At 38.9% G+C, this 15,730-nt stretch carries 11 protein-coding genes and 2 pseudogenes; 4 read left to right on the top strand and 9 right to left on the bottom strand.

What is annotated here, in order from left to right:
* Positions 1-247: 247 nt before the first annotated feature.
* Positions 248-2,623, top strand: a complete 2,376-nt coding sequence (locus HPB14_RS02315) for a TonB-dependent receptor (RefSeq protein WP_000479897.1) — start codon at positions 248-250, stop codon at positions 2,621-2,623.
* Here the strand turns inward: HPB14_RS02315 and ruvC are convergent, their stop codons facing one another.
* Entirely contained in the window at positions 2,624-3,097 is a 474-nt protein-coding gene (ruvC, locus tag HPB14_RS02310; RefSeq protein WP_001221180.1) for a crossover junction endodeoxyribonuclease RuvC, read from the bottom strand.
* A gap of 130 nt (positions 3,098-3,227) precedes the next feature.
* Here ruvC and HPB14_RS02305 point away from each other — a divergent pair, with 130 nt between their 5' ends.
* Positions 3,228-3,959 carry an NYN domain-containing protein gene (locus HPB14_RS02305; protein ID WP_000646778.1) on the top strand — a complete coding sequence of 244 codons (732 nt, stop codon included), beginning with the start codon at positions 3,228-3,230 and terminating at the stop codon, positions 3,957-3,959.
* Between the two features lie 759 nt (positions 3,960-4,718).
* On the opposite strand, the pseudogene HPB14_RS02295 reads toward HPB14_RS02305, so the two are convergent.
* Positions 4,719-5,552 (bottom strand): annotated as a pseudogene (locus tag HPB14_RS02295) (PBECR3 domain-containing polyvalent protein); the annotation flags it as partial.
* On the opposite strand from HPB14_RS02295, the gene HPB14_RS08390 reads away from it, so the two are divergent.
* Positions 5,521-5,721 carry a hypothetical protein gene (locus HPB14_RS08390; protein ID WP_041199427.1) on the top strand — a complete coding sequence of 67 codons (201 nt, stop codon included), beginning with the start codon at positions 5,521-5,523 and terminating at the stop codon, positions 5,719-5,721. The pseudogene HPB14_RS02295 and the gene HPB14_RS08390 overlap by 32 nt on opposite strands.
* A 230-nt stretch (positions 5,722-5,951) precedes the next feature.
* Here HPB14_RS08390 and hofD read toward each other — a convergent pair whose 3' ends face one another.
* Positions 5,952-7,349, bottom strand: coding sequence for an outer membrane beta-barrel protein HofD (hofD, locus tag HPB14_RS02285; RefSeq protein ID WP_014658437.1), 1,398 nt, complete (start codon positions 7,347-7,349; stop codon positions 5,952-5,954).
* A 72-nt stretch (positions 7,350-7,421) separates the two neighbouring features.
* Entirely contained in the window at positions 7,422-9,008 is a 1,587-nt protein-coding gene (gene hofC / locus HPB14_RS02280) for an outer membrane beta-barrel protein HofC (protein WP_000768590.1), read from the bottom strand.
* Positions 9,009-9,285: 277 nt separating this feature from the next.
* Between hofC and HPB14_RS02275 the strand changes: the two genes are divergently transcribed.
* Complete coding sequence (locus tag HPB14_RS02275) at positions 9,286-10,230, top strand: catalase family peroxidase (protein WP_000719574.1); 945 nt, start codon at positions 9,286-9,288, stop codon at positions 10,228-10,230.
* 204 nt (positions 10,231-10,434) lie between these two features.
* On the opposite strand, the pseudogene HPB14_RS08385 reads toward HPB14_RS02275, so the two are convergent.
* The 5 genes and pseudogenes from HPB14_RS08385 to typA form a co-directional block, all read right to left on the bottom strand.
* Positions 10,435-11,189: pseudogene (locus tag HPB14_RS08385) on the bottom strand (restriction endonuclease).
* Positions 11,182-12,237 (bottom strand): DNA cytosine methyltransferase, encoded by a 1,056-nt coding sequence (locus HPB14_RS02260; RefSeq protein ID WP_000278712.1) that lies wholly within the window; start codon positions 12,235-12,237, stop codon positions 11,182-11,184. Before HPB14_RS02260 ends, HPB14_RS08385 begins: the two are co-directional and overlap by 8 nt.
* Before the next feature lie 97 nt (positions 12,238-12,334).
* Positions 12,335-12,949 carry a GIY-YIG nuclease family protein gene (locus HPB14_RS02255; protein WP_000548192.1) on the bottom strand — a complete coding sequence of 205 codons (615 nt, stop codon included), beginning with the start codon at positions 12,947-12,949 and terminating at the stop codon, positions 12,335-12,337.
* Between the two features lie 2 nt (positions 12,950-12,951).
* Positions 12,952-13,881: a DNA adenine methylase gene (locus HPB14_RS02250; protein ID WP_000543248.1), complete on the bottom strand. Its 930-nt coding sequence runs from the start codon at positions 13,879-13,881 to the stop codon at positions 12,952-12,954.
* A 15-nt stretch (positions 13,882-13,896) separates the two neighbouring features.
* On the bottom strand, positions 13,897-15,696 hold the full coding sequence (gene typA, locus HPB14_RS02245) for a translational GTPase TypA (protein WP_000790221.1): 1,800 nt from the start codon (positions 15,694-15,696) through the stop codon (positions 13,897-13,899).
* Between the last annotated feature and the right edge of the window lie 34 nt (positions 15,697-15,730).

Here is a 15,730-nt window from a genome sequence, read left to right as displayed (position 1 = left end):
TTGTTATACAAAGACTAACAAGATTCAATTTCCTTAAAAAATCTTTTTTTTTAAGAATAAAAACCCCCTTAAGTATTTCTATTCGTAACAATTAATGAAAATAAGAAAGATTAAAAACAAAATTTTATTTTTAATCTAGTTTTAATAATAATTATCATACTATTCTATCTCAATGTTTTAGCGGATTTTGTTTTTTTTTTTTTTGATTTTTATTTTTTGAATTTTTAAATTTAAGGAGAGTTGTTGGATGTTTTTAAGATCATACCCAAAGCTTAGATACGCTTTATGTTTACCCCTACTCACTGAGACTTGCTATAGCGAGGAGCGCACTTTAAATAAGGTTACCACCCAAGCTAAAAGGATTTTCACTTACAACAATGAGTTTAAAGTAACTTCTAAAGAATTGGATCAACGCCAAAGCAATGAAGTCAAAGACCTGTTTAGGACTAACCCTGATGTGAATGTGGGCGGAGGGAGCGTGATGGGGCAGAAAATCTATGTGAGAGGCATTGAAGACAGGCTTTTAAGGGTTACGGTGGATGGGGCTGCGCAAAATGGCAATATCTACCACCACCAAGGCAACACCGTGATTGACCCTGGCATGCTCAAAAGCGTGGAAGTTACTAAAGGCGCGGCGAATGCGAGCGCGGGGCCAGGAGCGATTGCGGGAGTGATTAAAATGGAGACTAAAGGCGCGGCTGATTTTATCCCAAAAGGGCGCAGTTATGCAGCGAGCGGGGCGGTGAGTTTTTATACCAATTTTGGCGATCGAGAGACTTTCAGATCGGCCTATCAAAGCGCGCATTTTGATATTATCGCTTACTACACGCACCAAAATATTTTCTATTATAGAAGCGGTGCCACAGCGATGAAAAACCTTTTTCATCCCACACAAGCCGATAAAGAGCCAGGAACTCCTAGCGAGCAAAACAACGCTTTGATTAAAATGAATGGCTATTTGAGCGACAGAGACACGCTCACTTTCAGTTGGAACATGACACGAGATAACGCCACACGCCCTTTAAGGAGTAACGCTATAGGGTTAGCCTATCCTTGTGAAGCCCCTTTTAGTCCTGATGGCGCTCAAGGGTGTCCTAATGTGCTAGATAGTTTCACTAGATATATGTATCACTCTATTAATAGCGCTAACAATCTTTCCTTACAATACAAAAGGGAAGCGGGAAATTCTTTTGGCGACCCACGATTAGATTTTACCCTTTATACAAGCATTAGAAACGCTCAGTTTGATCCCCTATTTGATCCTAATGGCGTTTATGCTAAATTCCCCACTTCTTTAGCGAGCGCATGGGAAAAAGAAAATTACCCATGCGTGGAAGGCGGGTATTGCACCCCAAGCTTTTCTGATGTGGATAAACCAAGCTCACAGCCTAGGGATTTGTTTTTAAACAACACCGGCTTAAACCTTAAAGTCGCGCATGTGATTGATGAAGCCACAGACAGCCTTTTTGAATACGGATTCAACTACCAAAATTTAAGCGTTTTTGACGCTCGCATCCCCAAATCAGAATTATACAGGCCTAATCAAGTCTATACTGACGATAAAGGGCAAAAACAAATCGCTTGCTCTCTTGTGGATAATAACCCCAATGACCCTACGCTATGCCAAAGAGGGAAAGCCAATGGGAATATTTATGGAGGCTATGTGCAAGCGAATTACTCGCCTCATAAAATCATCACTTTTGGAGCCGGGGTAAGGTGGGATGCTTACACGCTTTATGATAAAGACTGGAACCACCGCTACACTCAAGGCTTTAGCCCTAGCGCGGCTCTTGTGCTAAGCCCCATTGAGCCTTTATCTTTAAAAATCACTTATTCTCAAGTTACAAGGGGGGTTATGCCAGGAGATGGCGTGTATATGCGCCAAAACGATTTACGATACGCTAAAAATATCAAGCCTGAAGTGGGCTCTAACGCTGAATTTAATATTGATTATTCAAGCCAGTATTTTAGCGGGAGGGCTGCGGCGTTTTATCAGGCTTTGGATAATTTCATCTCCCAATACGCGCAAAATTTGATTGTAACCAATTTAAATCAAGCGATTAGGATTTATGGCTATGAAGTGGGTGGGACTTTTAGATATAAAGGCGTGAGTTTGAATGTAGGGATCTCGCGCACTTGGCCCACCACTAGGGGGTATTTAATGGCGGATAGCTATGAGCTTGCCGCAAGCACCGGTAATGTTTTTATCATCAAATTGGATTACACCATTCCCAAAACAGGGATCAATCTTGCATGGCTTAGCCGCTTTGTTACCGGTTTGGATTATTGCGGGTTTGATATTTACTTGCCTGATTATGGGACGGCTGAGAAACCCAAAACCCCTACCGATTTAGCCAAATGCGGATCCCAATTAGGGTTAGTGCATATGCATAAACCAGGCTATGGCGTGAGTAATTTTTATATCAATTGGAGTCCTAAAACCAAAAGCCGCTGGAAGGGTTTGTTGCTTTCAGCCGTGTTTAATAACGTTTTCAACAAATTTTATGTGGATCAAACAAGCCCCTATGTTATGAGCCCGGATATGCCAGGCACTGACGCTATTAAAAGAGCGATCGCCGAGCCTGGTTTTAACGCGCGTTTTGAAGTGGCTTACAAATGGTAGTTAGTGGGGCTTTAAGCGTTGCGCATGCGTGATAGCAACGGCTATCGCATCGCTAATATCCAAAGGCTTGATTTCGCTTGTGATATTAAGCAAGCGTTTGACCATAAAGGCTACTTGCTCTTTAGCGGCTTTCCCGTTACCAGTTAGGGCTTTTTTGACTTGCAAGGGCGTGTATTCGCTGAAATTACCAATCCTTTCTAAAATCTTTAAGGACAACGCCCCCCTGAATTGCGCGAGCTTGATCACGCTTTTTGGGTTATACCCAAAGAAAATATCTTCAATCGCCACTTCATTAACTTCGTAACGATCCAATAAACAATCTAAAGCTTCTATCAAATCTAAGATTTGTTCTTGCAAGCGTGTCGTGGTGATATTGATGAACCCGGCCGTGATTAAAGAAAGCTTGTTAGAAGTGTGAGAAATGATAGCATACCCGCATTTCCTGCTGCCTGGGTCTATTCCTAAAATACGCATCAATCATTCCTATTATTTAATTGCAAGGTTTAAAAAACGCTATTATTATATCCATGTTTCTTGTTGGTGCAAAATACAAGATTGCATTAAGAATTTTAAAAAATTTAGCGTATAAATAAGGGAGCAATAAATGAAAGCAAACACAATCATACTAGTGGATTGGGAGAATTTCAGGCGCGATATTAAACAAACAAAATGCGTTAATTATAATATCGCTTTAGACGTGATCGTTACTATCAGAGCTTTTTTACTGGATGATGAATGGATCAGCCGTATTTACTTTTATACCACCCCACCCTTTGATTTTGAACATGCGTTATGGGATAAAAGGAACGACACTCTCCAAAATGAAAAAAATCCGGGAACAGAAATGAAAATCTTCACCAGCAGCGACATTGAAGAAATCTTACAAAGCAGTGAAGCGACTAAGTGGGAGAAGATTTATAGCGATGTGGAAAATTTCCAACACGATCTGGCTTCATTGGATCAAGTGGAATTGAGGTTAGGGAGGACTAAGTTAAACGCAATAAGAGTGGAGTTTGATGGGAGTTATAGGGCGTTATTAGAGCAAAAGCAGGTGGATATGCTCATGGGTCTTGACATTCAAAGGATAGCCTTTAAAAAAATAGCTGATAGGATTTTGATATTTTCAAAAGATACGGATCTAATCCCTGCTCTCAAATTAGCCAGAGATGAGGGGCTAAGGGTGGATATTGCCGATTTGTCTAACAGATTATCTCTTCTTAGCCAGGATTTGAAATACAGTTCTGATAAAGTGAGGAAATTGAGCAGTAACGAAGTCAAAGACAAGCTTTTTTCAATCAGAGAAAATCTCACTAAAACCAATTGGGCTTTAAACTAAACCATAAAAAGGCTTACTTCATTTTTATAGAGTTTTAAAAATCATTTTTTAAAAACTCAATTATTGGCATTTGATCAGAACAAGGCCAGAATTTTTAAAGGGGTTTTTAGGCTTATCTTTCTCATACTGACTGGGTAGGTTTGGGTAGTTTATTGCCTTGCTTATTCTTTTGTGGTAGGATTGGGGTTATTAGAGTTTAAAGAAGAAGCTAAACGCTCTCCATCTTTTGTAATTAAGCTAGGGTCTATAAACTTAGCTTGCTCTCTAAGATTTCCTACTTTTTTTCAAACCTTGTAATAACCCACTCACTCTTTAATCATTCGGCCTTATCCATTATCGTTCTCGCTTTTTCTAGGATTTGGTTATAGCTTTCGCTCGTTTTCATTTCTTGACTTCCTTGATTTTTCCTTGATTTATTAAAGCTTTTGTTTTATAGTTTCAATGGTAGCCCACTCATTGCTTTTTAGCATTTTCAGCTATCCTGCGGAATGAAAGAGTGGATAATGTCCGCCTTGTCAATCTCTGCTTTAACATCGTTTTTTGTTTTTCATTCATTCTCCTTGCGTTCTCCTTGAAAAGATTTAAGCCGTTATTTGGCTTTGTTGGGGTTTTTATGGTAGCATTCTTACAGACATCGCTATAGGAACTCAACCTATGGTTGCCCCTTAGAGGGTTTGGTGTCTTGTATTAAAGCTTTGATTGATGCATCATTTTTAAGATTAATTCATTTTTTACCTCTTGACTATTTAGTGGTTTTTATATAATATTTTCTGTAGCACCACTATGACTATGGGAACTCAACCCATGGGGCACCTTCGCGTTAGCGTCGAGTGAGGTGCTTGAAAATTCTTTATAAACATCATTATTCTTATAATCTCCGTTACTTTTGAACATCGTTTTTAAAACTAATTCATTTTTCTTATTGACCGCTTGCTCTACCACTACCGCATAGCCGTTGATTTGTTTAAACGCTGTTATATTTTCTTTATTTCCTTTTCCTATGGCTCTAATAATTTCATCAGCGTTATTAACAATATCTCTATAATTAGCTATATCTTCGTAAGTGATAGGGCTTTCACCATTTCTAACATTAACAGAATTAACGCCATGCCTTTTGAGTATGTGAGCGATAGCATCATGATCTAAACTCGCTCTTATGTTTTGCTTAAAGTTAGCGTCTTTTAAAAGTTCTAATTCTTTGTTAGAGGCTTTTTCTATAATCATTTTTTTGTTGTTTTTGTGTAAAAATTCAACCATTTCAGGGTTTAGGTTATTCACTCCAAAAGTGATCGCATCTCTCCCGCTTGTAGGGATTTCTGCGTTATTTAGTATCTCTTTGATTTGTTCGTTAGTGAGTTTTTCATTAGAAAAATCAAACGCTTTCTCTTTGATTTCTTCACTGGCTTGCTTGATTCCGTTAGTAAGCTCTTCAATGATTTTAAGCGTGTTGTTGGAAAATTTAGCGTTTTTGGCGCTCAAGTTTAAATTTTTACTAAATTCGCTTATGCTGTGGCTTCTCTCTAGCGCTCTTTTAATGTGATACTTTAAAGCCGCTCCTGCGGTGGCTTCGTTTAAGGCTTTGGGTAACTTCACGCCTAAAATGCGATCGGGCGCGTTGCGGTATAAAGTCCCTAGCGTGAATTTAGTCCATTGGTATTTTAACGCTCCGCTTAAAGTGGTCGCTAAACCTTGGCTTAAGTTTTTCGTAATGGCTGGCTTTAGGCTTTCGGCGATCTTAGCGTCGTTTTTAAAAAGCTTGTGAAAACCGCTCGCTATGTCAATGTATTCTTTAGCTTTGGGTGTGGTAAAAACATCGTCTTTAAACTCGTTTAGCTTGTTGAAAAACTGCGCGGAGTGTGGTGTTTTGTTCTAGTATATTAAATATTTAATAATAAAGTTAAATAAAACTTTTTGAGTATTAATATTTGATTGGAGCAGAGCCTTTCAATATTTTAAAAAGGCTAATCAAAAATATCCATTAAGGATAAAATGCTAGTACATCCTAAAACCATAAGTAATGTTAAACATTATATGGCTCCTGTCAGAATACACATTGTGCGTTAAAGGCTGTGTCCCAGGCCCGTTAGGATCGACTGGAACATACATGCCACAATACCCAATGCAATAGCCTTTTTTGGTGATATTGCCATAATATTCTAGTTTCAAATCCATTCTAGTATTATACTTATTAGAAAAATAACTCAAAAAGAGCGCGAGACTCCTTTCATCAGCCCTTGGGCTATCCGTCCAACGGCCTAAAATTTTCCAACTAAACCCTCTATATTGTGAGCCTACATATAAAAACCCGTTAATAACATCAGCGCCAACAATATTGTTAATTTCTGCGTCATAAATACTATTCGTCCAAATGTTATACCCCAAAGGATCCCCATAAATACCTATATCACCATTAGCGTTACCGATATTTTTATAGACACTACCCCCAAATTGCCACTTATTATAATAAAAACGAGTGCGGAAGAAATAAGTTTGCCCGCTCTTTCCTAGCGGCACTTGTTGGAATAGGATAATATCATTTTGATTAGCTGGAGTGGCAAAAATGGGGAAAAAACCCACGAAAGTGCCTACAAAACGAAAGCCCTTATTGTTGAAATTAGGGTTGGTGTCATAAGTGATATTAATGCCTGGCGCATACATTCTTTGAAAGATCGCATAAAAATAAGGGTTGATTTTTAGGTTGTCTTTTTCATATTTCAAATCAGCTACCATTAGAGCCTTACCGCTTGTATAGTAGCGCCCAAAATACCAAAACCAATCGCTTGACGCTGAAGCCCTAGCGTCTGAATACATCACCCTTAACCTGGTGTCTTTGTATTTGACAAAGCCTTCAACCCCTTGAGTGTAAGAAGTGAACCAATCATACTCTTCAGCATCATAGCGCCCCCCTTTCACGCCAAAACTGAATTTGTCTTTTTTGTAGTTGTAGCTCAAAAAAGCGTTATGCACCATGGCTAAACGAGGTTTTTGCACATTTAAACCGCTATGCCCTGCATACCAACCAATATATTGCCAAAAGATACCCGCCCCAAAAGGATCGGTCCTAGAGCCAGGCTGGCCATTAGGGATATTGTTGCCTTGATAAGCGGTAGAGTCATAGGGGAGTGCTGCCATCATCGCCCCCACTTCTGCCCTCAAACCCTTGTATAAACCCATGCTCAAATTCAATTCGCCGAGTAAAGAAGTGTAGCTACCTGTAGGATAAATGTCTTTGGAAGGCTGGTATCTTTGGTTGTTAAAGCCAAACTTGGTATAGCTGCTCACCTTTCCAACAATACTCATGTTGAATTTATAAGCTTGAAGTTTGGATAAAAAAAGACTAGAAAAAAGCAAAAAAAATAGAGAGTAAGAAAAATATTTCTTAATTTCCAAAACCCTAACTCCCAAAGATATTAAAATAAAAATACAAAAAAGGCATATCTAAGAGATAGGGGGAGAACTCTCTTAGAAACTATAACTGATGTGTGTCATCAAATGGCTTCTATCTTGGGTAATACTCTTTTTAATGCCACCTATGTCTTGAGGACCTTGCGCGAATGCAGAAGATTCAAACAAACCATTATTCAAGTTAAGCGGCTGACCGTTTGGCCCAAGGAAACCAGTTCCAGGGTTGTAACCCGCACGAATTTGGAACTCTAACCACACGAGTTTGAGACCCGCTTTAACATGTTTGCTGAACTGATAGTCTAGATACATACCAATACCATATTCCAATGCCCTTGGAGCGGTGGTGAAGCGTTGATAGAGACTCCAACTGAACTTACCATGCTTACCTCCACCTTTAACATACTCAGTGAACGCGTCAGCATCGGTAATGTTGTCAATCCCTGCAAACCCTAAGCTGTAGATACTGCCAACCCATTGTTCGATACCATCCACAGCGATGATGTTACCCCAAGTACCTAAGTTCATGTTAGGGTTACCAATGTTGAGATAAGCACCACCAACCACAAAGTAGTTGTTAATGTCTATATGGTGGCGTAAAAAGAGCGTCGCACCACCAGGACCTTGCAAGCCGCGCCACTTACCATTATCCAAGAACGGATCCCAAGTGTTATAACGAGCGGGTGCGTAACGGCCGTATTCAGCGTTATTCCAACGATAGTCATATAACACATAAAAAGTCGTTCTGTTCCTAATACCCATACCGCTAAACTCAGGATTGGTATCGTATTCTATTTTAGCACCGGGCAATGTACCTACCATTGGGATGAGATACACATAAGGGTGAATCATTAGATTCTTTGTAGGGCGATAAATAATACCCGCCTTATGAATACCCCAAGGCTTTTCACGATAAATGGGGAACAACCATTGACCATCAGCGATACCACGACCCCAAGAGCTAAAGAGCAAGAATTTCATCTTATTCGTAAGCTTGAAAGTCCCATAAAAACCTTGGAACAATTGGTAAACCCAATCCATTTGCTCCTGCTCTGTAACGTCAAAACGCCCCATGACCATATGGACTCTGTCGCTGTCATAGGTGAGATTCGCTTTATAAACTTCATAGCGCCTTGAACCACCGGGCAAGTAGGCGTTAGCCGGATAGTAGTTAGGGAACAAGCCGTTCCACTCACCCATATATTCCCAACCAAGACCTCTAGGGTTAATAATACCACCTGGCCCTGATTGCTGCCACATTTTAGTAGCGTTCATACAAAGACTCATAGAATCGGTGCCGCAAGAAGTTTTATCCCAATAGCTTGGGGGAGTAAAATCCTTTGCCCACCTATCATACCTAGTGCTATCATAAACTTGTCCACCCAAAACACCGCCTAAATTCACGGTCCATCCCCTACCTAAATGCACAGACCCCTCTAGCTTACCTGTAAGGTTAACAAAAGTCTCTGTAGGATAGATACCTTTAACAGGGTTAATAGGCGAATGGTTAAAACCCACTTTAGCAAAATTGATAAAATCTCCATGCACTTCATAAGTAACCGCCCCTAATGAACCCGTAGTGAACAATAGTGGCAAGGTAAAACGCTTTAGCAATGCAGCCGCAACTTTTCGTTTCTTTAATTTCATTCCTCTTCCTTACTTTACCTGAGAATAGATAAATTACTCTGTAGAAATAATTGTAGCATAAAAGAATATAGATTTAGTTTAAAATCAAGCTAGTTTTTCTTAAAATTTACAAAATTTAAATTTTCAAACGCCAGTTTGCTAGTGAAAAAGCTTCTATTTTACATAGTCGCTTTAAAAACTATCTGCATTGATAGTATATAGCATGATAATATTTTAAAGCTAAAAATGGTTTTTACACCAAATACATAGATTAAAAAAATGACAATAAGGAGCAAAAATGAAAAAAATTGGTTTGAGCTTGTGTTTGGTTTTGAGTTTGGGTTTTTTAAAAGCCCATGAAGTGAGCGCTGAAGAGATTGCGGATATTTTTTACAAACTCAACGCCAAAGAGCCTAAAATGAAAATCAACCACACGAAAGGATTTTGCGCTAAAGGCGTGTTCCTCCCTAATTTGCAAGCAAAAAAAGATTTAGATGTGCCATTACTCAGTGAAAAAGAAATCCCTGCGTCTGTAAGGTATTCTTTAGGGGGTGCGATGATGGACGATAAAAGCAAGGTTAGGGGAATGGCGTTAAAACTAGAAAATCAAAACGCTAGTTGGACAATGGTGATGCTCAATACAGAAATCAATTTTGCCAAAAACCCTGAAGAGTTCGCCCAATTTTTTGAGATGAGGATTCCTAAAAATGGCAAGGTGGATGAAGCAAGAATCAAAAAGCTTTATGAAGAAGTCCCCTCTTATAGGAATTTTGCCGCCTATATGAAAACGATAGGGATTAGCTCAAGCGTGGCTAACACGCCTTATTATAGCGTGCATGCGTTCAGGTTTAAAGATAAGAAAGAGGAATTATTGCCTGCGAGATGGAAATTTGTGCCTAAAGATGGCGTTAAGTATCTTAACCCCCAAGAATTAAAGCAAAAAGATTCAAATTATCTGCTTTCTTCATTCCAACAACACCTTAAAACTAAGCCCATAGAATACCAAATGTATCTGGTGTTTGCGAATCAAAATGATGCCACTAACGACACGACCGCGCTTTGGAAAGGCAAGCATAAGGAATTATTAGTGGGGACATTGAAAGTTGAAAAATACGAAGGAACGGGTTGCAATAAAGATGTGTATTTCCCAGCCGATCTCCCTAAAGGCGTAGAAGCCCCTACTGATCCTTTATTCCAAATCAGGAATGAAGTTTATGGGATCACTTTTAGCAGAAGGCAATAAAAAGGCTAAGGCGAATCAAAATATAAGGGGGGAGTGGGATTTTTGTTTAAAGCGTTTAAGCGCGCCCACTAAAATCACTCGCTCTCTTATTTGAGGCACACACACTCACGCTGAATATTGGGCAAAAAATAACAAACATTCAATCCACCTACCACATTTTTAATACTCTTATCTTGTATTTTATTTAGGCCGTATTATGGGTTTTTATGAAAGCGGCTTATTAGGTACTTCTGTAATTTTGTGATCAAAAAAGTTTTGCGAAACATTAAAAACGCTCTGCCCTTCCATTTGTTGGCGGGTTATCCAATTCAAATCATTGTCTTTGATTTGAGAAATTTCTACGCACGCCACTTGCCTGTTAAACAGGTCAAAATGCACCACAATAGTAGGAATTTTATCCGTTATCAAACGCCTTTTAGCCTCTAAAACTTTATGTTCTTTAATATCATTGATCCCTTGAAACCCGCTTTGAACTTCTAGCAATAAATGATTGTCCAATAAAAAAATCGGCTTTAGGACTTCTTTATAAAGCTTTCTATGTTCTCAAAATTATCGCCACCAAAAAATTTGATGGTTTCTTTTTGCGTGTTAAAAAGACAAGCGATAAAATCCTTAAAAAATTCCGCTACCAAAAACCCACGCATCCACGAAAAACAAACTTCTTCAACTCTTCTGCCTTGATTATTCAGCTTATAAATAATATGAGTGTCCACTATCTTTGAAAACACTCGCTCTATAGAGTTTTTAAAAAAGCATTCCAATCCATACTCATTATATTTAAAACAATAAATACTATTGATAGCGCTAAAAATTTCAATAAGCCTTTTTTTGAGTGCGTTTAAATAATTGAAATCAACGCAAGGTTGTATGTCTTTAGCGCCTAAAAATTCCTTAAACGCATTTTGAGAATTAAAACCCAATAAATTTCTATAACCTTTAAAATCGTTATTATCAAACATTTTTACCCCTTAAAAAATCAAAGACAGCATGAGCGAGCGCTACACTCAATAAAGGCGGCACGGCATTGCCAATTTGCAATCTTTTAGCGCTACCACTCCCATAGAATTTATAATTATCAGGAAAGCTTTGCAATCTTGCCCCCTCTCTAATGCTTAACGCTCTAGAGTCTCTTGGATGGATACACCTAGAACTGCTTGGGGTAGAAAAATTTCTCGTAATGGTGGGGGCTGGTTTTTCCCACCACATTTTGGCATAGGTATTAATATAACCGCTTTTGGGGCGTAAACTTTCTGGCAAATCGTCTTTACTCTGTCCGTCTTTTAGCGTTTGCATGATCTTTATCAGTTTTTCATTGTTTTTAGGACTGCTATGCTCGCTTAATTCTTTAGAATTTCGCACAAATTCCAAAAAAACGTTATCCGCATTTTTAAGATAACCTAAAGCATCGCCATTTTCACCGCTTTGAATGGGCGGTAAATCCCCTAAAGCGTCTTTTAGAGAAAAATGCGTTTTTATGGGTTTAGGGAAGTAAAATTTTTGTTCAAAACTTTTAAGCGCGCCCACTAAAATCACTCGCTCTCTCATTTGAGGCACACCATAATCTAGGGCGTTTAAAATGGCATGCTCTAAAATATAACCTCTCTCTTTAAAAGCGTTACAAATTCGTTGGAACAATTGCCCTTTTTGCATAGACATTAAACCCACCACATTTTCAAAAACAAATATTTTTGGTTTCACTAAATCTAAAAGCCGCAAATATTCTTTAAACAGATTCGCTTTTTCATCCATTTTTCTTTTGCCAAGCGTAGAATAGCTCTGGCATGGTGGTCCGCCTAATAGAATGTCAATTGGAACGCATGGCAAGTTGTGGCAATGAAGTTGTGCAATATCGCATAAAATGGTTTGTGCCTCTTTATGATTGGCTTGATAGCTTAAAATGGCGTCCTTGTCTATATCGTTAGCCCATACTAATTCAAAATGGGGATGCACAGAAAAGCCATAGCTCAATCCTCCAGCACCACAAAAAATATCGGCTACTTTATACAAATTTTATTTTTTCCTTTCATCTAAACCCATGCTTTTAAAATGGAGTAAAACTTAAAGCCCTTTTTTTGAGATTGGGTTAAAACCTTTATTCAATCTTTTAAGTTTTGCTAGGTTTGTCAATCGCTTTTCTATGAACAGCTTTTTCTCTGTTTTGAGCTTTTTGAGTGGTATTGGCATGCTCATCTTTAATATCGTTTGGCCAATCTTTACCTTGCTCTTGTACATTCCATTTGGGCAATGCGTCATTATTATTGTTTCTATAATCCGTCAGGCAAGCTTGCTCTAAAAGTTTATAGCTGATGCTTGCGTCTTTGATTGCATGAAAACCAAACAAGCCTTTCACTTGAGTTTCAAAATTAGGCTGATAAATCATGTAAAATTCTATTTTAGCCCCTGTGAGTATCGTATGGTAAAGAAAATACCACACGCCAAAACTTCTAATACTAGGCCTCCCTTTGACTCCCCCATCTTTGTAAATATTGAGCGTGCTTTTAATCCCGCCATCTGCTTGAGAACCACCGATTTTTTTAATCTCACCATCCACTACAATTAAATACACTCTAGCCACATTTTGAGTCAAAATATTTTGAGATAAAGATTGATTGTTTTCATCTTTTAAATCCTTAAGATAGTTGAAATTCAACTTTGTGCTGTCTTTCACGTATTCTACATCAGCGATTTTAAAGGCAGTTTTGACTCCGCTAATATGCATTTTTACTCCTTGATGATCAACAACTCATGAGATTGTTTGACATGGTTATTATCGCCTCTTTCTAAGCGGTTTTTACCCATTCTGGTTTCGCCTTGTCCCATAGTGTATTGCCAAGATGGTTCTAAAATTTTAAAATCTTTATAAGCATTCCTTACAAATTCGCAGTCATTATAGCTTAAAATAAATGGCCCTTTATGCCTTTTTAGCATGTGAGCTAATACTTCATGTTTAAAACCATTATGGTGGATAGGGAAATTACGCATAGGATAAATCCCCTTAAACATTTTAGAATTTTCTAACACATAAGGGGGGTCAAGATAGAAAAAATCATTAGGATAAGCGATCAACACTTCTTCAAAACTAAAGCATTCCACTTTTAAACTAGGGGCGTTAAAATCTTTAATTTTTAAAAGGGTGTTTAGATAGCGTTGTTTATCGGTATAAATTTTACTCATCCACCCCAAAAATCCCGGCCCATAGCTTAAATTAAAGTTAAAGTAATAATCTCTAGCCAAAACTAAAGGGTCTAAAACGCATTCTTTTTTGTAATGGGCTTTTAACTCTTGTTTGATGGTATTGTAAGTTTCTTGATTAGGTTCTAAAGAAAGCAAGCTGTTATAAAGAGCTTGTTTGTCTTTGAGTAGCACTTGATAAAAATTCACTAAAATGTCAAAAATATCAAAGCCTAACACTTCTAAACCCAACTCTGTCGTGCATGCAATTTCTACGCTCCCCCCACCTATAAAAGGGCTAATAACCCTACGCACACCATTAGGTATACACTCCACTATTAACCCTACAGCTAAAGATTTGCCTCCACCATATCTTAAAGGGGCTTTTACATAGCGTTTGTAACGCCCATTATTAGAACGCAAATTGTGCAAAAAAACATCTTTTTTACTAGCGTTTTGGTTGAATAAATTCGCATGCATTCCAAAAAGTTTTATTTATTTTTTCGCCCTTTTCCTCATGTTGGGGTCTAAAATCTTTTTCCTGATCCTTAAATTCAAGGGGGTAACCTCCAAAATCTCATCTTCTTCAATCCATTCTAACGCCCTTTCTAACACCATAGTCCTAGGCGGGGTGAGTTTGATCGCATCATCGCTCCCGCTCGCTCTCATGTTGGTTAAGTGCTTGGATTTGATAGGGTTGACATCTAAATCATTATCCCGGCTGTGCTCGCCAATAACCATGCCCACATAAACCTTCGTTTGGGGGTTGATAAAAAGCGTGCCTCTTTCTTGGATATTGAAAAGGGAAAAAGCGGTCGCTTCGCCATTTTCCATGCTAATGAGCGCCCCATTTTTGCGCGATTCCACGCTCCCGCTAAAAGGGCGGAATTCCAAAAAGCTATGATTCATCACGCCTTCGCCTTTAGTGTCGGTTAAAAACTCGCTCCTATAACCGATAAGCCCTCTTGCAGGAATTTCAAATTCTAATCTTGTATAGCCATCACTCATGGGATTCATCGCTTTCATCTCGGCTTTTCTTTTGCCTAATCTCTCAATGATAGCCCCGCTAAAATCTTGGGGCGTGTCAATCACCAAATGCTCAAAAGGCTCGCATTTAACGCCATTTTCTTCTTTAATGATGACTTCAGGGCGTGAAATGCTAAACTCAAACCCTTCACGGCGCAAGTTTTCAGCTAAAATGGTGATTTGCAATTCCCCACGCCCGCTCACTTTAAACTTGCCCTCGCCCATTTCTTCGCATTTCATAGCGATATTGGTTTGCATTTCTTTTAAGAGCCTGTCTTTCAACTTATTAGCAGTAACATGCTTTCCTTCTAACCCGGCTAAGGGCGAATCATTGACAGCAAAATACACGCTCATCGTAGGCTCTTCTAAATGCATGGGGTCTAAAGGCATGGGGTTAGCAGGATCAACGACGCTATCGCCCACATCCATCGCATTAAACCCAGCAATCGCTACAATATCGCCCGCATAAGCGTTTTCAATCTCCGTCCTAGCCAGCCCTAAAAAACCTATAAGCTTAGTGATACGGCCATTTTCTTTACTCCCATCGCTTTTCATCAACAGCACGCTTTCGTTCTTTTTAACCGAGCCATTAAACACTCTAGCGATACCGATTTTGCCCACATAATTGTCATAATCAAGCGTAAAAATTTGCATTTGCAAAGGCTCATCAACGCTCCCGCTAGGGCTTGGCACATGCTCTAAAATCGTTTCAAACAAAGGCTCTAAATTTTTCTTTTCATCGTCTAAACTTTTCATCGCATAGCCATCTCGTGCGGCGGCATACACGACAGGAAAATCCAATTGCTTATCGCTAGCCCCCATCGCTACGAACAAGTCAAAAACTTCATCCACCACTCTGTCCGGTTCAGCGGCAGGCTTATCAATTTTATTCACCACCACAATAGGGCAAATCCCAAAACTCAAAGCCTTTTTAACCACGAATTTAGTTTGAGGCATGACCCCTTCTTGAGCGTCCACTAAAAGCAACACCCCATCCACCATTTTCAAAACGCGCTCCACTTCGCCCCCAAAATCAGCATGCCCGGGAGTGTCAATGATATTGATTTTAGTGTCTTTGTAATAAATAGCGGTGTTTTTAGACAGGATAGTGATCCCTCTTTCTCTTTCTAAATCATTGCTATCCATCACCCTTTCATCCACTTTTTCCCTCTCACTAAATGTGCCAGATTGAGAAAGTAAGCCATCTACTAGAGTGGTTTTCCCATGATCAACATGCGCGATTACAGCGATATTTCTAATATTTTTCATGAATGTCCTAACAAGCAAAATTGAAATTAGAAGT

Origin of the sequence: Helicobacter pylori HUP-B14, assembly GCF_000259235.1 — a bacterium.
GTDB classification, from domain to species: domain Bacteria; phylum Campylobacterota; class Campylobacteria; order Campylobacterales; family Helicobacteraceae; genus Helicobacter; species Helicobacter pylori_CU.
The sequence above is the reverse complement of the archived record's forward strand: the minus strand, read 5'-3'. Positions and strand labels throughout refer to the sequence as shown.